Here is a 21,544-nt window from a genome sequence, read left to right as displayed (position 1 = left end):
GCTGCCCGATAAAGAATATTTATTTTTAAGAAGTAAAAGTGGTGGAGCTAAGCAGGATCGAACTGCTGACCTCCTGCGTGCAAGGCAGGCGCTCTCCCAGCTGAGCTATAGCCCCACATATGCTGGTCTTATTGTTTAGTTACCGACTTCGTGAAGAAGTGGTGGGTCTGAGTAGATTTGAACTACCGACCTCACCCTTATCAGGGGTGCGCTCTAACCAGCTGAGCTACAGACCCAAACAATAAGTGTTGTTCTCTTTACAATAACAATCATCTGTGTGGACACTACGAACAAATAAGTTCTAAATCGTATAAGGAGGTGATCCAGCCCCAGGTTCCCCTAGGGCTACCTTGTTACGACTTCACCCCAGTCATGAATCACTCCGTGGTAAACGTCCTCCCGAGGGTTAGACTATCTACTTCTGGAGCAACCCACTCCCATGGTGTGACGGGCGGTGTGTACAAGGCCCGGGAACGTATTCACCGCGTCATTCTGATACGCGATTACTAGCGATTCCGACTTCATGGAGTCGAGTTGCAGACTCCAATCCGGACTACGACGCACTTTAAGTGATTCGCTTACCTTCGCAGGTTCGCAGCACTCTGTATGCGCCATTGTAGCACGTGTGTAGCCCTACACGTAAGGGCCATGATGACTTGACGTCGTCCCCACCTTCCTCCGGTTTATCACCGGCAGTCTCCTTAGAGTTCTCAGCATTACCTGCTAGCAACTAAGGATAGGGGTTGCGCTCGTTGCGGGACTTAACCCAACATCTCACAACACGAGCTGACGACAGCCATGCAGCACCTGTATCAGAGTTCCCGAAGGCACCAATCTATCTCTAGAAAGTTCTCTGTATGTCAAGTGTAGGTAAGGTTCTTCGCGTTGCATCGAATTAAACCACATGCTCCACCGCTTGTGCGGGCCCCCGTCAATTCATTTGAGTTTTAACCTTGCGGCCGTACTCCCCAGGCGGTCTACTTAATGCGTTAGCTTTGAAAAACAGAACCGAGGTTCCGAGCTTCTAGTAGACATCGTTTACGGCGTGGACTACCGGGGTATCTAATCCCGTTTGCTCCCCACGCTTTCGTACATGAGCGTCAGTGTTGACCCAGGTGGCTGCCTTCGCCATCGGTATTCCTTCAGATCTCTACGCATTTCACCGCTACACCTGAAATTCTACCACCCTCTATCACACTCTAGTTTGCCAGTTCGAAATGCAGTTCCCAGGTTGAGCCCGGGGCTTTCACATCTCGCTTAACAAACCGCCTGCGTACGCTTTACGCCCAGTAATTCCGATTAACGCTCGCACCCTCCGTATTACCGCGGCTGCTGGCACGGAGTTAGCCGGTGCTTCTTCTGTCAGTAACGTCACAGATGTGAGGTATTAACTCACACCCTTTCCTCCTGACTGAAAGTGCTTTACAACCCGAAGGCCTTCTTCACACACGCGGCATGGCTGCATCAGGCTTTCGCCCATTGTGCAATATTCCCCACTGCTGCCTCCCGTAGGAGTCTGGACCGTGTCTCAGTTCCAGTGTGGCTGATCATCCTCTCAAACCAGCTAGGGATCGTTGCCTTGGTGAGCCATTACCTCACCAACTAGCTAATCCCACTTGGGCCAATCTAAAGGCGAGAGCCTAAGCCCCCTTTGGTCCGTAGACATTATGCGGTATTAGCAGTCGTTTCCAACTGTTGTCCCCCACCTCAAGGTATGTTCCCAAGCATTACTCACCCGTCCGCCGCTCGTCAGCAAAATAGCAAGCTACTTTCTGTTACCGCTCGACTTGCATGTGTTAGGCCTGCCGCCAGCGTTCAATCTGAGCCATGATCAAACTCTTCAATTAAAAAGTTTTGTGTCTTTCGACAGCTCAATGAATTCTGAATTTATTTAATATCTTTCGATATTGAATTGACTGTGCTGAATAACTACCTAAGTAATTATTCTGTTGGTCACTCAGTTCAATTGAGACTCTAATTTGTTTGCCTCACTTAGCGAACTAAGCTTGGCTGTTAGAACTCAATCTGTACGAGTGCCCACACAGATGATTGCTTTATATTGTTAAAGAACGTTGCGACGTTGTCGCTAGGGATGCGTATAATACATCCTTTATTTTTCGAGTCAATACTTTGTTTTAAACTTTCTTTCGATGATTTAAAACCGAAGTTTTATTTAACTCTCTGATTAACTCTTGCCTCGCTATGCGTTGGCGCCTGCCGTCTCAGTGGGGTCGCATTATAGGGAGAACAGATTTTTACGCAAGTACTTTTTCAAAGAAAAACTAAAATAAAACACTGTTCGGTCAGTATATGAGCGAAAGCCCTTAAAACTGATAGTTTTATAAACAATATAGGCTTTACTGGCACTGAAATAAGCACTACTGCTACACTAATACACTTAATATGTTTAATTTAAAGGTGCATATATGGCAATACGTTCTTATAAAGGAATTACCCCTGCGTTTAATAAGTCTGTTTATATAGACGAGTCGTCTGTATTAGTCGGTGATATTACTATAGGCGATGATAGCAGTGTATGGCCTTTAGTTGCTGCTCGCGGCGATGTTAATCATATTCGTATTGGTGAGCGCTCTAATATTCAAGATGGCAGTGTATTACATTTATCGCGTGCAACTAAAAGCAATCCAGATGGTTACCCTCTTATAATAGGCGATGATGTAACGGTTGGTCACAAAGTGATGCTACATGGGTGCGTACTTGGTAACCGTATACTCGTGGGTATGGGTGCGATTGTCATGGATAATGTAATTGTAGAAGATGATGTTATTATTGGTGGGGGCTCGTTGGTACCACCAAATAAGCGACTGGAATCAGGCTATTTGTATGTAGGAAGTCCAGCAAAGCAAGCCCGTCCATTGACTGAGCAGGAGCTCGCTTTCTTAAAGATATCGGCAGATAACTATGTCCAATTAAAAGATGAATATCTAGCTGAAGCTAACTAATTCCACTTCAATTTGACCTGCCGAGTTATAACTTTCTTCTTCTATTAGTTGCTCGGCACGTTCTTCGTATTCAAAACGGTATTTTTCAAAATAATCTGTTGCGTGACTTTCATCCGTGAGTTTAAGTGTACTTATCGCAATAACACACTCCACCAGCATGCCACTCACTTGAGCAAAAAACACTAACTGGTGATCAGGCTCTCTAAACTCGAGTCTATCTATAAATTGTACAGCTTGGTTCATTTTAGTGAGCCTTGTTTAAGTGCTTTAACCACGGGGAGAACTTCTGGAATTTTGTTATGCCAAACATAATAAGCTTGTGCTGCCTGCCCTACCAACATACCACTACCATCTAAAAGCTTAGTATTGTTATTATGCTCTGCAACCCAGTTCATAAAAATAGTGTTTGTCAGTGAATAAAACATATCGTATGCAACATCACAGCATGTTAAGTGCTTTTTAGCTAAGGCTGGTAATTCGTTATTCATGCTACTAGACGTTGAGTTTACAATTAGTGAGTAATCGCTTACTGGTAAATCATCGAACCCATAGCCTGAAACTTTTCCGTATTCAGCAAATAGCTGAGCTAAGTCTTTTGCTTTTTGAGCGGTACGATTAACAATAATAATTTCTGCGGGTTTTTGTTCAAGCAATGGTAATATTACCCCCCTTGCAGCACCACCAGCACCAATTATTAAAATACGCTTATTTGTAATCACAACTTTGTTAGCAAGGAGGTCATTTACAAAACCAACACCGTCGGTGTTATCTCCTAATAATGTTCCATCGTTTCTTTTTTTAAGTGTATTAACTGCACCGACTATTTTAGCAAGCGGTGTAAGTTCATCAGCCATTGCAAACGCCTGTTCTTTAAATGGCATGGTAACGTTCGCACCTTTTCCACCTTGCTCAAAAAATGTCGATACTGTTTTTTCAAAGCTGTCGATAGGTGCTAATATTGCGCGATAGTCGATTTGCTCACCTAGCGAGATAGCAAATTGTTTATGTATCGCGGGGGATTTTGAATGTTTAATTGGATTTCCAAAAACCGCATATTTGTCCATTTTAAAACAACCTCTTTGCAGCTAAGTGCTGCTTATAATCGATGATAAATAATATGATTAAACGACTTTTTTCTAAATCTAACCCTAAGAAAGTAGATCAAACACCTACACCTGAAAAAACGCCTTACGAAATCATTGGCGGAGAGAAAGGTGCACGCGCTATTTCCGAACGATTCTACGACATTATGGCCTCAGATGAATACGCTAAACCGTTATATGATATGCATCCTCAACCATTAGATAGAATTCGCCAAGTCTTTTTCGAGTTTTTATCTGGTTGGTTAGGTGGGCCTTCACTATTTGAGCAAAAGCACGGGCAGCCCATGTTACGTAAACGCCATATGCCATTTTTAATTGACCAGGAATTAAGGGATCAATGGATGTATTGTATGAACAAAACTCTTGATATTGAAATTGACAACCCACTACTTCGAGAAGGGCTTAAAAATTCATTTGCTCAGCTAGCAAGCCACATGATTAACCAACATTAATCATAAACAATAAAAAAGACGCGAAAGCGTCTTTTTTATTGTTTATATTTGCCACTCTCGAGCTATTAGCTCTTCTAGTTTACTTGAAAGCCAAGCTTGTGGTCGCAAGTAATACTGATATAAGTTTGCCTCAAGGCTGTTTTCAGCTGGTGTAAAGTTATACTCCCAGCGAGCCAGTGGTGGCATCGACATTAAAATAGACTCTGTTCGGCCGCCACTTTGCAATCCAAATAATGTGCCTCTATCCCACACTAGGTTAAACTCAACGTAACGACCACGGCGGTAGAGCTGAAAGTCACGTTGCTGTTCAGTGTACTCATCGTTTTTGCGACGTTCAATAATCGGAATATAGGCATCTAAAAAGCCATTGCCGACTGACTGCATAAATGCAAAGCTTTGCTCAAAGCCTAGTTCATTTAAATCATCGAAAAATAAACCACCCACCCCACGTGTTTCATCACGATGTTTAAGGTAAAAGTACTCATCGCACCATGTTTTGTATTTTGAATAAACATCACTACCAAACGGCACACATATATCGTGTGCAACTTGATGCCAATGCTGTACGTCTTCAAATACCGGGTAAAAAGGGGTTAAATCAAAACCTCCACCAAACCACCATATTGGCTCTTCGCCCTCTTTTTCGGCTATAAAAAAGCGTACGTTGGCATGACTTGTTGGTACGTGCGGGTTTTTGGGATGAATAACAAGTGAAACCCCACAAGCATGAAAACTACGCCCTGCAAGCTCTGGCCTATGGGCGGTTGCAGAACCTGGCATGGATGCGCCAAATACATGAGAGTAATTTACGCCCCCCTGCTCAATTACGTTACCATCAGTAGTTACTCGAGTACGGCCACCACCGCCTTCAGCTCTTTGCCAGCTATCTTCGACAAATTTAGCACTGCCATCTGCAGCTTCTAGCCCTTGGCAAATAGTATCTTGCAAAGCCATAAAGTAGGCTTTTACTTGTTCTAATAATTCGCTTTGCATATTACCCTCTAAATACTTTACCGGTCATGGCATCTTTTATTGTGCTGGGTTGTGTGTTTCCACCTAACGGCTCATCAACATAAAAGCCAACTTGATCAGCAAATTGCTCCTTTGCTTGCTCAATGCTTATTACTGTTTCTTGGCCTGTTAAATTTGCACTGGTTGATACCAGTGGCTTTCCAAACTCTTGGCATAAGCGCTTAACTGTTGGGTGATTTGTTACCCTAACCGCAATAGTATCAAACTGCCCTGTTAACCATTTTGGTGTGCTTTTTGCCGCTGGCATAACCCACGTAATAGCAGCAGGCCAACTAGAAAATATGTCTGCACGTTTGTCCATAGGTACTTTAGCATCATCAACATACTTTAATAATTGCCCATAATTATCAGCAATTAAAATAAGGCCCTTTTCAACTGGTCGCTGCTTAATTGCCAATAATTTTTCAACGGCATGCTGATTATCGGGGTCACATCCTAAACCGAACACAGCCTCTGTTGGATAAACAATAACTTCGCCTTCATTTAAACATGTAAGTGCTGAAGGCGTATTTGAAAGTTCTGACAAGGTGGTCTCCAAAAATGTTAAACGTTATTGAGTAAGCTTATGCATGCAACTTTTTTGCGGGCATTGCAGTAGTGTACCATTTGCCATGTGTCTTTCTATGACGATGGGCCAATCACATTTTGGGCATGGCTGCTCTACAGGTTTATTATTAAGCGTGTATATACAGCTTGGGTAGCTGTCGCATGAGTAAAATACTTTCCCAAACTTATTACTGCGAGCAACTAAGTGGCCTTTTTTGCATTTTGGGCATGCGGGTAACGTAGCCTCTTGTTCCTTTTGCTCGTTGTCGTTTGCAATATAATGGCAATCAGGGTATCCCGTACAACCAATAAACATACCGTAACGGCCATTTTTAACCACCAGCGGTTTGCTGCATTGAGGGCAAGAGGAATCTTCAAGTACTTTTATTTCGTTACTTTCGTGTTGTACTAATGGCCTAATAAAGTCACATTGAGGGTAACTTGCACACCCCAAAAAAGGGCCTGACTTACTGTTGCGGATCACTAACTCTGAACCACACTGTGGGCATACTTCGTATTCTTTTTCTAAGGCGTGCTTATTCGCCGAGAAAAGCGAATGGTCGATTTTACTCATGGTGTTCCTAAGAGATAAGTGAATTTTCGCCTAATATACCCAAACCACTTAAAGATACAAGCTATGCTATGCGCTTCATCTCTAGTAATTTGGGTTATATAAATAAATTCATAAGTTATTAATGCAATAACTCGGTGGGCTCATCAAAAATTAAGTCTTCCATTTGCTCGTATGCTTCTTCAGAGCCGGGGACATTAAATAACACCATAAGCACTATCCACTTTAAATCATCTAAGCTAATCGCTGGCTTATCAAGTGCTGCAAGCTTATCCATAACCATTTCACGGGTAATACTGTTAATAACCCCAATTTGCTCAACAAACATTAAAAAGCCACGACACTCAACGTTTAACATATTGCATTCGCTTTCTGTAAATATACGAATAGCGCGCCCTGGGTTAGCGATTAAATAAGGAGATTCATCGCTGTGTTGTAAATCGGCTAACTGTTCTAGCCAATTTAAGGCTTTAAATATTTCTGGTTTATTAAAGCCTGCACGAACTAACTCGTCGGTTAATTCATTTTGCTCAGCAAAAATGTCAGCTTCGCTATGAATGTAATTTTCAAATAGATACATAAGAATATCGAACATGCTACCTTCCTACGCTAAGCCTAATATAACCATCTAAAATGCGTTCAATTTGATCGTCTAACTCTAAATCAAGCAACCTTGCCAGTACTTTATCTATTGGCCATTGAACACGGCGTACAATATCGTCAACAGTTGTTACCTCAAACCCAATACTGTTTAAAACTTCACAATCACTACTTTGCTGAAGCGTCTCTTCTTTACTATATAGACCGCTTTGATAAGAAAAGCTCACTTCATCTAAAATATCTGTCACATTTTCAACAAGTTTAGCACCCTGCTTAATTAAAAAGTGGCTGGCTTGTGCAAGCGGGTTTTTAATAGAGCCTGGTACTGCAAACACCTCTTTATTTTGTTCAAGCGCATAACGCACAGTAATTAATGAGCCGCTTTTAATTTCAGCTTCAACAATTAATACACCTAAAGATAAGCCCGAAATAATCCTATTTCGACGAGGGAAATTATGTGCGTTAGCGGCGGTTCCGGGTAAAAACTCACTAATTAATAAACCACTATTGAGTACTTGTTCTGTTAATAGTTTATGGCGTTTAGGGTAGTAAATATCAACACCCGTGCCTAATACCGCGATAGTTTTACCACTCCCTGCTAAAGCACCTTTATGTGCTGCGCCATCTATTCCTCTGGCCATGCCCGATGTCACAGTAATACCAGCCTTTGTTAATTCGTAGGCAAACTCGGAGGCTATTTCAAGCCCTGTTGGGGTGGCGTTACGGCTACCAACAATGGCTATTTGCGAGCTAGAAAGTAAAGACACATCGCCCTTACAAAATAATAATAAAGGTGCGCTAGCTATGTGTTTTAATGAATCTGGGTAACATGTATCAAAAAAACAAATAACTTCAATATTATGCTCTGCAACACGCCGCTCATAATGCTGTACTTTTTGCCAATCTGTATTGAGTAAATTACTGGCCTGATTAGCAGTTAACCCTAACTCATGTAATTTAGTGTTGGGTAAGTCAAACAATGACTCAAGTGGGTGGTGTTTAGATAGGGCTAATAAGGTTTTTGTGCCTAATCCCTTACACATATAAAAGGCAAGCCAGTGAGCTAACTTGCCTGATGACTGATCCATGCTCTCTCCTAGAGCACCGACTCGCTACTTCTTAATGAATAACTGCAATATCTCCAACGCGAATTGGGTGCTGGTTTTTTGTTATTAATGCATAACTTACTTTGTCATACACTTTGAATACAATTAACTCGCCTACTTTTTCTTTAGGCATTTTCCATGTTGTATTATCTTCGTCAGCTTTATTACTAAACAACTGACTTGCATCAGATAACAGCTTTTCAAATTTACTTGAATCTTCTGGGTAGCGAGGACCACGAGGGCCATCAATAACCGTAGGTGATTCACGCTCTAAATCTAAAACATGACCTGGTTCAATATTTTGCTCGCTGCCTAAGTTTAGCACTACAACATCCATTGTGCTGAATTCTCTTACTTGGCGAGGAGACGCTATAACTTGCCCTTCTACTGGCTCTAGTGGGCGGTGAATATCGAAATAGGCTGGCAGCAACTGCCCCTCCATTGCTGGCATTAAAAAATCACCTTGTTTAATTTCTCGTTTTACTGACTCAACACGTAATGACGACGGCACACCATTACTTTCATCGCCACTTCTAAACGCTCGCGCCATGCCAACGTACGATGCACGCGTTGCTAATACTTCGCCTGTGTTTAAATCTCTGTAGGGTTCACCCTCGTTGTAAATCGCATAAGCACCATGTACTTTTAAGTCACCTTTAACGTATAAAATATGGCCTAACGTTTGTGTTTTTGTGTTTTCGTTAGCACCTAACACATACGGCATATTTTTTATATCGTCGCTGTTAATCGCTTGCTCGTAACTTAAATAAGGTTTAATCATTTGCAAAGGTAAAGTGGTAATTGCATTCAACCCTTTTGGGGTAATACGTCCTTGAGGTGACAGCTTTCGGTACGCTTTATTAATAACTAAACGTGGATTTCCGTCAGCATCGTATATAAGTGCCAACGCATCACCCGGATAAATTAGGTGAGGGTTATCGATTTGCGGGTTCATTTGCCATAGTTCTGGCCACAACCATGGCTCGTCTAAATAAATGCCAGATATATCCCACAACGTATCACCTTTTTTTACAACATACTGTTTTGGTGCATCTTTTTTTATTTTTAGCACATCAGCAATCGCCCCAAAAGAGGTGCTTAGTGCCAGTATGATTGCAACTAACGGAAATTTCATTGAGCTTCCTTGTATTGTTTTTTCATTATTATTGCTCAAAACCTGTTAAAGGTGAACGTGAATGGCTAAAATAAGAGCATACAATACCCTAAATTAAGCACAAGTGAAAAAGGTAACTAATGGCTAGGTTAGAAGTTTTAAGATTTCCAGATGAGCGTTTACGTACAATAGCAAAAGATGTTGCAGACGTTGACGACCAAGTTCGCCAAATTGTAAAAGACATGCTCGAAACCATGTACGACGAAAATGGCATTGGTCTAGCAGCAACACAAGTAAATATCCACCAGCGTATTGTGGTTATTGATGTCTCTGAAGAGCGTGACGAACCACTGGTATTAATTAACCCGCAAATCATTAAAAAAGATGGGTCAACGATTAGCGAAGAAGGCTGTTTGTCAGTGCCTAACTCTTACGCAAAAGTAGACCGAGCAGAAACAGTGACTGTGGCTGCACTAAACGAAAACGGTGAAGAATTTGTGTTAGACGCAGATGAGCTATTAGCTATTTGTATTCAACACGAACTAGACCACCTTCAAGGCAAGCTATTTATTGATTACTTATCTCCATTAAAGCGCCAACGTATTCGTAAAAAGCTTGAAAAAGAAGCTAAGTTTGCAGCACAGTAATCAGTACCTTAGGAAAACTCAGTGATCCAACCATTACGCATAATATTTGCCGGTACGCCGGATTTTGCCGCACGCCATTTACAAGCGCTAATAAATAGCGAACATGAAATTGTGGGCGTATATAGTCAACCAGATCGCCCAGCAGGTCGTGGTAAAAAATTAAAAGCGAGCGAAGTTAAAGCGCTAGCACTTGAAAATGACTTGCCTGTTTTTCAGCCTCAGTCATTAAAAAATGATGAGGCACTTGCAGAGCTCACCGCTTTAAACGCCGACATAATGATTGTGGTGGCCTATGGCTTAATTTTACCCAAAGCTATTTTAAATGCGCCACGCTTAGGCTGCTTAAACGTGCATGGTTCTATACTACCTCGCTGGCGTGGTGCTGCGCCTATTCAACGTGCAATTTGGGCGGGTGACGAGGAAACGGGCGTAACCATAATGCAAATGGATGAGGGCTTAGATACCGGCGACATGCTGCATATTAGCCGCTGCTCTATTAGTGACACAGAAACCAGTGCCAGTTTATATAACAAACTAGCAGAGTTAGGTCCTAGTGCATTAATCGACACCGTTAATAAGCTAGCTAATGACGACATTACCCCTGAGCCTCAAAATGATGCGCTAGCTAACTACGCTAAAAAACTCTCTAAAGAAGAAGCAAATATAGATTGGTCTATGAGCGCCGTGCAAATAGAACGTAATATTCGCTCTTTTAATCCTTGGCCAGTGTGTTTTACCCAAATGGGCGAACAAACCGTAAAAATATACCAAGCGAAAGTAGTTGATCAATCAGGTAAGCCAGGCGAAATATTAACAAGTGATAAAAACGGTGTTGTGGTTGCCTGTGGTGAACACGCTTTAAGTATTACTCAGTTACAACCGCAAGGTAAAAAACCAATGGCAATTAGCGACTTTTTAAATGGTCGCAGTGACTGGGTTAGCCCTGGCACACTATTAGGCGAAAATAATGAATAAAGTACAAAACGTACGAGCGCTAGCCGCTGAGACTTTATATAACGTGGTTGATAAAGGCGCTTCGCTTAATCAAGAACTACCATTTGCAAGCCAAGGTTTACCACCAAAAGACAAAGCACTGTTACAGCAAATTTGTTATGGCGTATTACGCTACTTACCTAGCCTTGAAAACTACTGCCAACATTTAGTAGAAAGCCCACTAAAAGGTAAACGCAGAATTTTTCAGTTTTTACTCTACGTAGGTATTTATCAATTGCAGCACATGCGCGTTCCACCGCATGCAGCAATTAGCGAGACCGTAAATGCACTGGGTCAAATGCGTGCACTAGGGTTAAAAGGGTTAATAAATGCTATTTTACGTAGCTTTCAACGCCAGCAAGCAGAGCTTGAAGAAAAAGCAAAGCTTATTCCAGTGTGTTTATACAACCACCCCAATTGGTTTATTAAACAGGTAAAAGAAGCCTACCCAGAAAACTGGGAAGCCATACTTGAAGAAAACCAGCAACAAGCGCCAATGTGGTTACGTGTAAATCAATCACAATTTAGCACGCAAGAATACAGCGATATGCTAACGGCTAACGATATAGAACATACATTAAACCCAAACTTTATAGACGGGATTAAACTAGCCAAGCCGCGTGATGTTTTTTCACTTCCTGAGTTTGATACGGGTGCTTGTTCAGTGCAAGATGCAGCAGCGCAATTAGCTGCTCGCTTTTTAGAGCCAAAAGATGATGACGTTATTTTAGATGCCTGTGCAGCACCTGGCGGTAAAACATGCCATATATTAGAGCTTGCCGACGCCGACGTACTTGCACTTGATAGCGATGCCACTCGCCTTGAACGCGTAAAGCAAAACTTAACCCGTATAGGTTTAGGTGCCGACCTACAATGTGGTGATGCATCGCAACCGCACACATGGTGGGACGATGAACAGTTCGATCGTATTTTATTAGACGTGCCTTGTTCAGCAACCGGCGTTATTCGTCGCCACCCTGATATAAAATGGCTACGCCGTGCATCCGACATTGAAGACTTAGCTGCACTACAAGGCGATATACTCAATAGCATTTGGCCTCTACTCAAGCCTGGTGGTACATTGGTATATGCAACATGTTCGGTTCTTCCAAAAGAAAACCAACAACAAGTTGCTAAATTTTTAGCTAATAACGATGACGTAAAGCATATTCCTCTTCATGATAAAGACACCCTCACCATACCGGGTTTACAGCTACTTCCGGGTGAAAGTGATGGTTTTTATTACGCTAAAATGGTTAAAAAAGCCTAGTTAAACAGGGCTTAATAACGCGTACAACAAGCCATTTTTAAATTTAAAAATGGCTTTTTATTACTACTTAATACACTGGTAAATAATGAAAATAATCATACTCGGTGCTGGACAGGTTGGCGCCACGCTAGCTGAAAACTTAGTAGGCGAACAAAACGAAATTACCGTAGTAGACATTGACGGTAATCGTATACGCGAACTGCAAGATAAATACGACCTTCAAGGTGTAATGGGCCACAGTGCTCACCCTGATGTTTTGCGCCGCGCCGGCGCAGACGATGCCGATATGATTATTGCGGTAACCAGCTCAGATGAAGTAAACATGGTGGCGTGCCAAGTGGCGTATAGTATTTTTAATACACCCACTAAAATTGCCCGAATTCGCTCTGAGCAGTATTTAAAATACCGTGAAAAACTTTTCCAAAACGATGATTTACCAATCGACCATTACATTGCCCCAGAAGCGTTAGTTACTAAGTATATACGCCGCTTAATTGACTACCCTGGCGCATTGCAAGTATTGCAGTTTGCCGATGGTATGCTCTCGCTAGTTGCAGTAAAAGCCTATTACGGTGGTTTATTAGTGGGCTATGCCTTATCTGCATTAAAAGAGCATATACCCAATGTAGAAACTCGCGTTGCAGCTATTTACCGTCAAGGCAAAGCAATTAAACCGCTCGGTACAACCGTTATTGAAGCCGACGATGAAGTATTCTTCATTGCGGCAACCAAACATATACGCGCCGTAATGAACGAACTGCAGAAGCTTGAGCGTTCATATAAAAAAATAATGATTGCCGGTGGCGGTAACATTGGTGCAGGCCTTGCTCGCTCTCTTGAAAAAAATCACACCGTTAAGTTAATAGAACGCAGTAAAGAACGTGCTGAACAGCTTTCAGAAATGCTCGACAACACGGTAGTATTTTGTGGCGACGCCTCCGATCAAGAACTTCTTTCTGAAGAACATATCGAACAAGTGGATGTGTTTATTGCCGTTACCAACGACGATGAAGCCAATATTATGTCGGCCATGCTTGCCAAACGCATGGGCGCGCAAAAAACCATGGTGCTTATTCAACGTGGTGCGTATGTAGACCTAGTACAAGGTGGCGAAATAGACATTGCCATATCGCCGCAACAGGCAACAATTTCTGCATTGTTAACCCATGTACGTCGAGGTGATATTGTTAACGTGTATTCATTGCGTAAAGGGGCTGCAGAGGCTATTGAGGCAGTTGCTCATGGCGATGAAAATACCTCCAAAGTAGTTGGCCGTGCAATTGCCGATATAAAACTACCAGCCGGAACAACTATTGGGGCCATTGTGCGTAACGACGATGTACTCATTGCCCACGACGACACCATTATTATGTCGGGCGATCACGTGATTATGTTTTTAATTGATAAAAAACATATCAACGTAGTAGAAAAGCTCTTCCAAGTAAGTGCTATATTTTTATAACGCATCAAACAAAAAAGCCGCTGAACATGGCGGCTTTAGTGGAGTATGATTGGGGCTTATCAATGCTACTGTACTTTGGCAAATTCTTCTTTAGAAAGCTCACCATTTCCATCTGTGTCTAAATCTTTAAAAATTTTCACTAGTTGTGAGTTTACTTGAGCTTCTTCCATGCTGATAACACCGTCACTGTTGCTATCAAACGATGCAAAGTCTACCGCTGCATAAGCTGCTGAAGAAGACGCTAAAACTAAAACCGCAAGTGTCGTATTTAATGTTTTCATAGTGATGTTCCTAGTAAAATGAGAAATCCTTTTCTAAGATCCCTGTCTGTGAAAAATAGCTAAACCAATACCGGTTAACTTTAAAATTTTGCAAACTCGTCTTTAGACAGCTCACCGTTACCATCTGTATCTAGCTCTGTAAACTCAGCCATTAAATCGGTGTCTATTGCCGCTTCACTTGGGCTAATTGCTCCACTGCTGTCGGTATCTAAACTGTCAAAATCTGATGCTGCAAACGCAGCTGAAGAAGACGCTAATGCAATAAGTGCTAATGCTTTATTTAAATGTTTCATAACTTAATCCTTCATACTTAATGTTCTATCAAAAAAATGGGCTTATTGCCTTTTAAAATGGTTTCACTTCCTTGTTATCCTTTTTCGTAAGCTCCCTTGCCTACTTAGGTTGTCTTTGGCAACTCAGGATTCCATTTACTGAATTTAGGCTTTTGAAAACTCTTCTTTTGATAACTCACCATTTTGGTCTGTATCGAGCTCTGAGAACATGCTCATTAATTTTGCATCAACTGATGCTTCGGCTTGGCTAATTGCACCATTACCGTCTACATCGAGTGTATTAAAGTCAGAGCCTGCAAAAGCGGCTGACGAAGAAGCGAGTGCGATAAGTGCTAATGTTTTATTAATGCGTTTCATAGTATGTATCCTTCAAGTTGTATGTGAGTGATTGGTACTTACTGTTAATCACGTTTTTCGATTAGTACAACCAGACTATTACAACTTAAATGCCAATATTTATTAGTTTATATTTTTCAGTGCCTTACGTGTTAAATACTGAAAAAAGTGCAAATTTAAGCATTATTTTTGTAGCTATTTAGCAACGCTGGTTTAATTAAAAACTATAAGTTATTAAAAATCAGACATTTAGGTTTAATGTAAAAAACCACAAAGCGAAGTTATTTAAATGATCAAGGTGTAATTAGGTATTGAGCAGGAAGTTTTAAACTGAACAAGGTGTAAAAATAAAATAAAATATAAAAAATTTGAATGCTATATCTCTGCTTTTATTTAATAAAAAATAATAATTTAGTGGTTGGTAATTTATTTTCGTTCATAAAGTAAAAAGTCGCTATTTTGTTGCAAAATAGCGACATTAAAACCTAATCGGCATCAAGTTCTATCATAGCGGGGTCAATAAAGTGCTCTTTCATAAAAGCTTTCATCTCTTCTTTACTGGCTAATAACTTAATACCGCAACGCACGCCTGTATTATGATCTTTCACGCTGCACACTTCGCCTTCAAAGCCTTTGCTATTACTACCTAATACCACAGTGCATTGTGAGTCTTTGATGCTTTCTAGATCTGCGTCAGTTTTTACATCAAACATAGCCCCCGTTAGCGAAATATCTTTTATAACACCATCGAGTACCTTGTCATCACTGAGTTTAAGTTTTGCAGGTAATAGAGTTGGAATACGTGTTTGCGAACGTAAACTAAATAGCTGAACTTGCTTGGGGTAGTTTATAAAAATCAGCCTAACGGGGTGTGATGCAATAGATTTAATTTGCTGTCTAAACGCAATTATTTGTCCATCGTCACCCTCTATTAATGCTCTTACAACGACGGTGACGCCATCTCGTAAGTAATCATTTCCACCCGGTAAACGTTTGGCTGTAGGGAAGTTTAAAATAATAAACTTTTCATCAAGCAAGCCTACCATTTCTGTTTTCACGCGCTTACTGCTAGTGGGTGTTAATATTTCTAAGTCAACTAAACTGCCAACCGGTATATTATTTAATTTATCTGCATGTGTTGCTGGCATATCCATTCCATAAACATAGTAGTAAAACGTTGTGTTTTATCCGCGCCAAAACGTAGGCGTAAATAACACAAGCAAAGTAAAAATTTCTAGTCGGCCAAATACCATTGCAATAGTCAGCAACCATTTAGCGCCGTCGGTTATTGCACCATAATGCGACGCAACATCACCCAACCCTGGGCCTAAGTTATTTAAACACGCTGCCGTGGCCGAAAACGCCGTAATATTATCCATTCCCGTGCCCATAAGCGCCAGCATAATAATAATAAATACTAAGGCATAGGCAGAGAAGAACCCCCATACAGCTTCTACAACCTTATCGGGCAATGCTTTACGGCCAAGTTTGATTGAATAAATAGCACGAGGGTGCACTAGGCGGTTTAGCTCACGTACGCCTTGCAGGTAAAGTAAAAACACGCGCACCACTTTCATACCGCCCCCAGTAGACCCTGCACAACCACCAATAAAGCTCGAAAATATTAATAAAATAGGTAAAAACAGCGGCCATGTTGAAAAGTTATCGGTAGCAAAACCCGCCGTTGTACTCATTGATACCGCTTGAAATAGTGCTTGGTCAAGGGTTTCATCACCATTGGCGTATATCTCGTTCGACGACAACACAGTAAAACAAATAACCACCAGCGCCAATTGAATGCATAAAAATACTTTAAACTCGGGGTCGCGAATGTAGACCTGCACGTTCCGGCTTGCCACCGCAGCGTAGTGCAAGGAGAAGTTAATAGCGGCAATGATTAAAAAGAATACACAAATAAAGTTAATAACCGGGCTGTCGAAATGGCCCATAGAAGCATCATAAGTCGAAAACCCACCAATGGCGACGGTAGAAAACGCATGACAAATGGCATCAAACCAGTCCATTCCCGCCGCCCAATACGCCAACATACAGGCAATGGTTAACGACACATAAATATACCAAAGGTGCTTTGCGGTATCGGCTATGCGAGGGGTCATTTTTGAATCTTTTACTGGGCCGGGGATTTCAGCACGATACAACTGCATTCCACCAACACCTAGCATGGGCAGTATTGCAACAGCTAATACAATGATCCCCATACCGCCAAACCACTGTAATTGCTGGCGATAAAACAGCACTGACTTAGGTAAATATTCAATCCCCGTCAGCACCGTAGCGCCTGTGGTTGTTAAACCCGAAAAGGCTTCAAACACCGCATCAGCAAGGGATAAGTTAGGTTCTTGTAAAAAGATAAGAGGCAAGGATGCGAATGCCCCCAGTACCAACCAAAACAAAACCACAATTAAAAAGCCTTCACGCGCTTTTAAATCCCCGTTTTCATGTCGGTTTGGGTAATACGCTATTAAGCCAATAATAATACTGAAAATAAACGCTAAAACAAAAGGAACACCACCACCATCTTTATAAATTAAAGACACCACAGCAGGTGGCACCATGGTAATACTAAACAGCGCAACAAGTTGCCCAAGAATTTTTATGATGGTACGAAATTGCATTTAGCTAATCGCTTTTATTATTAGTAAATTCAGGCTCAATTGCGTTAGCCTGGTTAAATAGAATGAATATGCATTATATGCAACTTGTGTAGGTTATTACTCTTTAATAGTTAACTCAACTGCGCCGTGACTTAAATCAAAAATATCTTTAATTGCTTGCTGTGCTTGGCGGCTATCAATGGTGATCACCCAATCAATATTAGCAGTAAATTGCTTTTCAATGTTGAGCACTTGGTAGTGCGTTTTAAGTAGCTGCTCAATTGCGCCTTGCATACTGTATTCACTACTGCCAATTAGCTCAACACTTGGAACTTTAAGTACGGTGTCTAATTTGGCTAATGCATTATTTAACGACCCGCCATAAGCTCGTACTAACCCGCCAGTTCCAAGTTTAATCCCTCCAAAATACCGGGTAACCACGGCAGTAACTTCACCAAGTCCCGATCCCACCAGCACATTTAACATTGGTTTGCCGGCCGTACCATTGGGTTCACCATCATCTGAAAAACCATACACGTGGCTGCCACCGGGGTTACCTGCCACATGGGCCCAACAATTATGCCGAGCATCGCTGTATTTATCTTCAATACTTTTAATAAAAGCTTTAGCTGCGGCTAAATCGGGAGTGTGTGCAATATGCACAATAAACGTGCTTTTTTTAATTTCTTCTTGGTGAAACACAGCACCGGCTGGGTATTTATATTCTGACATATTTTACTTAACCAAAAAAATGGGGCCATTAGGCCCCTTCTCTTGCTAACTTATCACTTAATCTAAGTGTAAGTCGCGCGTCATATTTTCTAAACTATCATCGTGCACAATAATGTTATCTTCAATACGAATACCTCCATAAGGTTTAAACGCTTCAACCTTATCCCAGTTGATGTATTGCTTGTTGTCGGTTTGCGCTAAATCACCTAACAACGAATCAATAAAGTACAAGCCAGGTTCAATAGTAAACACCTGATTTTTCTCTATCATACGTGTACAACGTAAAAATGGATGCCCTTCTGGAGATGCTTGATGAGTACCTTTGTCGTCACTCATAAAGCCGCCCACATCGTGTACTTGTAAACCAAGGTGATGCCCTAAACCATGCGGAAAGAAAGTAGAGGTGATTTTACGCTCTACAATATCTGCAGCCGGTAAGTTAACTATATTAAAGTCGCTAAGAATTTGCGCTATGCGGTTATGACACTCAACATGTAAGTCGCCGTAAAGCATACCTGGCTTTAATCCTTTGCCTAATTCGATTTGCGTCGTCGTCATTGTATTAACTAGCTCAGCAAATTCACCCTGCATTTTGAAGTCATAAGTACGCGTTATATCTGCGGCGTAGCCGTTAAAGTTTGCGCCAGCATCAATTAAAAATGAGTTATGCGTTTGCGGTGCGTTTGGCTCAAAATGAGTGTAATGCAAAATAGCGCAGTTTTCGTTAAGCGCCACTATATTGCCATACGGCATTTCGTTTTCGCTTTGGCGTGTAGCCATAAGGTACGCTTGTTGAATATCAAACTCACTACCACCATTAAAAAAAGTGTCGCGTGCAGCTTTATGGCCATCAACCGCTATGCGGTTAGCATTACGTAAACACTCAAGTTCATACTGCGTTTTGTATGCTCTATTAAAGTGTAAATAGTTAAGCACGGGCTCTGGGTTCATTATGCTAAAGCCAAGTGCTTGAGCTACTTCTATGTATTCGCCCATGTAAGCGTACTTTGCTTTGTCATAAGGAAGTAGCTTTTCAACCTGATCGGGTTGTAACAATAGTTCTATATCAAAATACTCAGCCCAAAAATCACGTGGTTCGTCAGGTACTTTATGCCAAAAATCAACAGGACGATAAAAAATAAGCTTAGGTTTGTCGCTACCATTAACAACAATCCAGCAATGTGGATTATCAATAACAGGTAACCAAGCTTTAAAGTGAGGATTAACTTTAAACGGGTAATACATGTCGTCTAAAAATTGGCGCTTTGCTTGGCCAGAGTGAATAACTAATCCTTCTAACCCTTCGCTTTCGCAAATTGTACGAGTACGCTGCTGCAGTGTTGCAATATGTTCGGCGTATAAAACGGCTAATTTATCCATTGTTAATCCATCTGTTAAATTTAACTTGCTTTGAGTCTACCACTTATAGCTATTACGCTCAAAAAAGGGGGATGGCCCACTGTGAGCACAATCCCCCTTATTTAAACTTATGTTTACTAACCGCCTATTTTCATTTCCAGTATGGGAGCCAGTAAATTACCCTCTCGGCCCATACGAGTATGATATACCTGCCTGTAAGCAAATACATTTTTGACATAATCGCGTGTTTCTCTATACGGAATAAGCTCTATCCATAACTCTGCTGGCATTGCATCATCAGGCACCCAACGTTTTATACGATGGTAGCCTGCGTTATAAGATGCTGTAGCAAGTATCTCGTTACCATGATTTTTCTTTTTCAAGTAACGTAAATAACTGGTACCTAGCCTAATATTTGTTTTAGGTTGATATAATCGACTATTAGACACACTGCCTTTATTTACATACTTAGCAGTACTTGGCAGTAATTGCATTAAACCTCGAGCATTCGCACTTGATCGCGCGTCAGGAGCAAATGAGCTTTCACGCCTTGCAATAGCAATACTCCAAGCTACATCTATTTTATTACGCTTGCTGTAGCGCTCAAATATGTCTTGAAAAGCAAATGGAAAACGTTGTTCAACATTATCCCAGGCTTTTATTTTTGCGAGTGTGAATATCGTGCTGTCGTGCCATCCCAAATTGGTAGATAAAACAGAGGCTGCAAGCTTTTCTTCTTCATTTGAAGTGTTTGTTAAGTAATTCCATTCACGTCTCGCTGAAGTAACACGATCTAACTCATATAATGCTTTTGAACGTTTAAAACCAGGGGCATTACTCACCTTTGCGATTAATTGCTCACTAACCACTTTTGGTTGATTATTTAGATCAACCGGCAAGCCTAGACGCGCAGCGGCTAAAAAACCATAGTAGTCTCGGTTAGTCGCAATACTTTGCCACATTTTTTTAGCTGTTTGATCGTCACCGCGTTCTGCATAACTATACGCAAGCCAATATTGCTGACCTAAGCTAAGATTTTCTTTGCCTGTAAAAAACGCAGCAATACCTGCCCAATCTTGGGTTTTAAGCATGTTACCAAGCTGCCATTGCATTAATTTGTTGTCTTGGCGCTCTTTTGGCACTTTGTTTAACCAAAAACTGGCTTGCTTATGTCCGCTAGAAGCAAGTGATAAAGCAAAGGTGTAGTATAAATCTGCCTTTTCTTTATCGCTGTAGTTAAACATACGCTCTATTTTTTCCCATGCGCGCAGCGCTAGTTCTTTGTCGCGCCAAATTAGACGCTTAACACCATAAAGTGCAATTTCACCCTCTTTAGGCGATTTATTTTTATAGCGATATAATCCCGCCGCAGCGCTTGGGTCGCGGCGAACCTTTAAATATAAGTCAGCAAGGTAACGCTCATTTTTTGGTAAAAGTGTTTTTAAATAAGGTAGTAGGCTTTGCGTTCCGCCTTGCGCGGCAAGTGTAATTCGTTGCCATACAGTATCGGAATTCATATAGCCTTTTTTGCGCCAGTACGAGAATAACGAATCGCACTCCTTAGGTTGCGACTTTCCCACCGTCCATAAATCAGTCACCTGATTTAAAATGGCTTTTTCTGGGGCGCCTAAATCTAATTGATACCCCAAATATGTACAGGTGTATTCAGCGTTACTGGTGTCGCGGTAATTACGAATATACGCCGCTTTTCTATTATTTTTTTCAAGATACTCCAGCCATACTTTACGAACGGGCCATTCAAGTGGCGTATGCTGATATATATTTAAGTAATCTTCTATTTCTGCTTGATATTTTATGCTCGGGTTTCGTTGCCAGTATGTTTTTTCTACATACGGTTTTAGTGGGTGGTTTAGGTTATTAACTACGTTTTTAAACTCGCGGTAACTTGCGTTGCGTACTTTTTTTTCAGCATCTAAAAATGCGTCGTTATCGATGCTAGCCTCGGCAGAATAAAGAGGAAAAATAAAAGCAGCTGCCGAAAAACTAAATAATTGTTTTTTCATAATGTCCTTTAATAAAAAATTAAAGTAGTGAATAAAAGCTTTTTC

The 21,544-nt window shown here is 41.3% G+C and carries 22 protein-coding genes, 2 tRNA genes and 1 rRNA gene; 6 read left to right on the top strand and 19 right to left on the bottom strand.

The window, feature by feature from the left end:
- Positions 1–39: 39 nt before the first annotated feature.
- From PS1M3_RS00180 to PS1M3_RS00170, 3 genes are all read right to left on the bottom strand, one after another.
- A tRNA-Ala gene (locus tag PS1M3_RS00180) sits at positions 40–115 on the bottom strand.
- 44 nt (positions 116–159) lie between these two features.
- Positions 160–236: transfer RNA gene (locus PS1M3_RS00175), tRNA-Ile, on the bottom strand.
- A gap of 75 nt (positions 237–311) precedes the next feature.
- Positions 312–1,847: ribosomal RNA gene (locus PS1M3_RS00170) — 16S ribosomal RNA — on the bottom strand.
- Between the two features lie 579 nt (positions 1,848–2,426).
- Here PS1M3_RS00170 and PS1M3_RS00165 point away from each other — a divergent pair.
- Positions 2,427–2,963, top strand: a complete 537-nt coding sequence (locus PS1M3_RS00165; protein ID WP_006794012.1) for a gamma carbonic anhydrase family protein — start codon at positions 2,427–2,429, stop codon at positions 2,961–2,963.
- Here PS1M3_RS00165 and PS1M3_RS00160 read toward each other — a convergent pair.
- Entirely contained in the window at positions 2,946–3,206 is a 261-nt protein-coding gene (locus PS1M3_RS00160) for a DUF1488 domain-containing protein (protein ID WP_006794011.1), read from the bottom strand. The genes PS1M3_RS00165 and PS1M3_RS00160 overlap by 18 nt on opposite strands.
- Complete coding sequence (gene aroE / locus PS1M3_RS00155) at positions 3,203–4,027, bottom strand: shikimate dehydrogenase (protein WP_203985640.1); 825 nt, start codon at positions 4,025–4,027, stop codon at positions 3,203–3,205. Before aroE ends, PS1M3_RS00160 begins: the two co-directional genes overlap by 4 nt.
- Positions 4,028–4,080: 53 nt before the next feature.
- Here aroE and PS1M3_RS00150 point away from each other — a divergent pair, with 53 nt between their 5' ends.
- The gene (locus tag PS1M3_RS00150) at positions 4,081–4,518 is read left to right on the top strand and encodes a group II truncated hemoglobin (protein ID WP_138741232.1); all 438 of its coding nucleotides are present in this window, start codon (positions 4,081–4,083) and stop codon (positions 4,516–4,518) included.
- Between the two features lie 42 nt (positions 4,519–4,560).
- Here PS1M3_RS00150 and hemF read toward each other — a convergent pair whose 3' ends face one another.
- The 6 genes from hemF to PS1M3_RS00120 all read right to left on the bottom strand — a co-directional run bounded on the left by hemF (position 4,561) and on the right by PS1M3_RS00120 (position 9,508).
- Positions 4,561–5,511, bottom strand: coding sequence for an oxygen-dependent coproporphyrinogen oxidase (gene hemF, locus PS1M3_RS00145; RefSeq protein ID WP_138741231.1), 951 nt, complete (start codon positions 5,509–5,511; stop codon positions 4,561–4,563).
- A gap of 1 nt (position 5,512) precedes the next feature.
- Positions 5,513–6,076, bottom strand: coding sequence for an L-threonylcarbamoyladenylate synthase (locus tag PS1M3_RS00140; RefSeq protein ID WP_006794007.1), 564 nt, complete (start codon positions 6,074–6,076; stop codon positions 5,513–5,515).
- A gap of 24 nt (positions 6,077–6,100) precedes the next feature.
- Complete coding sequence (locus tag PS1M3_RS00135; RefSeq protein WP_138741230.1) at positions 6,101–6,670, bottom strand: type I DNA topoisomerase; 570 nt, start codon at positions 6,668–6,670, stop codon at positions 6,101–6,103.
- A 118-nt stretch (positions 6,671–6,788) separates the two neighbouring features.
- The gene (locus PS1M3_RS00130) at positions 6,789–7,262 is read right to left on the bottom strand and encodes a DUF494 family protein (RefSeq protein ID WP_006794005.1); all 474 of its coding nucleotides are present in this window, start codon (positions 7,260–7,262) and stop codon (positions 6,789–6,791) included.
- Position 7,263: 1 nt separating this feature from the next.
- Complete coding sequence (gene dprA, locus PS1M3_RS00125) at positions 7,264–8,355, bottom strand: DNA-processing protein DprA (protein WP_138741229.1); 1,092 nt, start codon at positions 8,353–8,355, stop codon at positions 7,264–7,266.
- A gap of 31 nt (positions 8,356–8,386) precedes the next feature.
- A complete protein-coding gene (locus PS1M3_RS00120; protein ID WP_006794003.1) occupies positions 8,387–9,508 on the bottom strand; it encodes a LysM peptidoglycan-binding domain-containing protein in 1,122 nt (373 codons plus the stop codon).
- Between the two features lie 119 nt (positions 9,509–9,627).
- On the opposite strand from PS1M3_RS00120, the gene def reads away from it, so the two are divergent.
- The 4 genes from def (at position 9,628) to trkA (ending at position 13,859) form a co-directional block, all read left to right on the top strand.
- On the top strand, positions 9,628–10,134 hold the full coding sequence (def, locus tag PS1M3_RS00115; protein WP_006794002.1) for a peptide deformylase: 507 nt from the start codon (positions 9,628–9,630) through the stop codon (positions 10,132–10,134).
- A gap of 21 nt (positions 10,135–10,155) precedes the next feature.
- Positions 10,156–11,109: a methionyl-tRNA formyltransferase gene (gene fmt / locus PS1M3_RS00110; RefSeq protein ID WP_138741228.1), complete on the top strand. Its 954-nt coding sequence runs from the start codon at positions 10,156–10,158 to the stop codon at positions 11,107–11,109.
- On the top strand, positions 11,102–12,397 hold the full coding sequence (rsmB, locus tag PS1M3_RS00105) for a 16S rRNA (cytosine(967)-C(5))-methyltransferase RsmB (RefSeq protein ID WP_203985637.1): 1,296 nt from the start codon (positions 11,102–11,104) through the stop codon (positions 12,395–12,397). The genes fmt and rsmB overlap by 8 nt, the downstream gene beginning before the upstream one ends.
- A gap of 85 nt (positions 12,398–12,482) precedes the next feature.
- Complete coding sequence (gene trkA, locus PS1M3_RS00100) at positions 12,483–13,859, top strand: Trk system potassium transporter TrkA (RefSeq protein ID WP_006793999.1); 1,377 nt, start codon at positions 12,483–12,485, stop codon at positions 13,857–13,859.
- A gap of 65 nt (positions 13,860–13,924) precedes the next feature.
- Here trkA and PS1M3_RS00095 read toward each other — a convergent pair whose 3' ends face one another.
- The 8 genes from PS1M3_RS00095 to PS1M3_RS00060 form a co-directional block, all read right to left on the bottom strand.
- Entirely contained in the window at positions 13,925–14,140 is a 216-nt protein-coding gene (locus PS1M3_RS00095) for a calmodulin (RefSeq protein WP_006793998.1), read from the bottom strand.
- Between the two features lie 80 nt (positions 14,141–14,220).
- On the bottom strand, positions 14,221–14,433 hold the full coding sequence (locus PS1M3_RS00090; protein WP_006793997.1) for a calmodulin: 213 nt from the start codon (positions 14,431–14,433) through the stop codon (positions 14,221–14,223).
- 144 nt (positions 14,434–14,577) lie between these two features.
- Positions 14,578–14,790 (bottom strand): EF-hand domain-containing protein, encoded by a 213-nt coding sequence (locus PS1M3_RS00085; RefSeq protein WP_006793996.1) that lies wholly within the window; start codon positions 14,788–14,790, stop codon positions 14,578–14,580.
- 464 nt (positions 14,791–15,254) lie between these two features.
- Positions 15,255–15,917, bottom strand: coding sequence for a flagellar brake protein (locus PS1M3_RS00080; RefSeq protein ID WP_008130798.1), 663 nt, complete (start codon positions 15,915–15,917; stop codon positions 15,255–15,257).
- A 36-nt stretch (positions 15,918–15,953) separates the two neighbouring features.
- Positions 15,954–17,405, bottom strand: a complete 1,452-nt coding sequence (locus PS1M3_RS00075) for a TrkH family potassium uptake protein (protein WP_008130797.1) — start codon at positions 17,403–17,405, stop codon at positions 15,954–15,956.
- A 96-nt stretch (positions 17,406–17,501) separates the two neighbouring features.
- Positions 17,502–18,116, bottom strand: coding sequence for a YigZ family protein (locus PS1M3_RS00070; protein WP_006793993.1), 615 nt, complete (start codon positions 18,114–18,116; stop codon positions 17,502–17,504).
- Positions 18,117–18,173: 57 nt separating this feature from the next.
- Positions 18,174–19,496 (bottom strand): Xaa-Pro dipeptidase, encoded by a 1,323-nt coding sequence (pepQ, locus tag PS1M3_RS00065; protein ID WP_008130795.1) that lies wholly within the window; start codon positions 19,494–19,496, stop codon positions 18,174–18,176.
- Between the two features lie 116 nt (positions 19,497–19,612).
- The gene (locus PS1M3_RS00060) at positions 19,613–21,499 is read right to left on the bottom strand and encodes a transglycosylase SLT domain-containing protein (protein ID WP_138741115.1); all 1,887 of its coding nucleotides are present in this window, start codon (positions 21,497–21,499) and stop codon (positions 19,613–19,615) included.
- Between the last annotated feature and the right edge of the window lie 45 nt (positions 21,500–21,544).

Source organism: Pseudoalteromonas sp. PS1M3 (genome assembly GCF_016865405.1).
GTDB classification, from domain to species: Bacteria; Pseudomonadota; Gammaproteobacteria; order Enterobacterales; family Alteromonadaceae; genus Pseudoalteromonas; species Pseudoalteromonas marina.
This window is presented reverse-complemented; position numbering and strand designations above follow the sequence as displayed.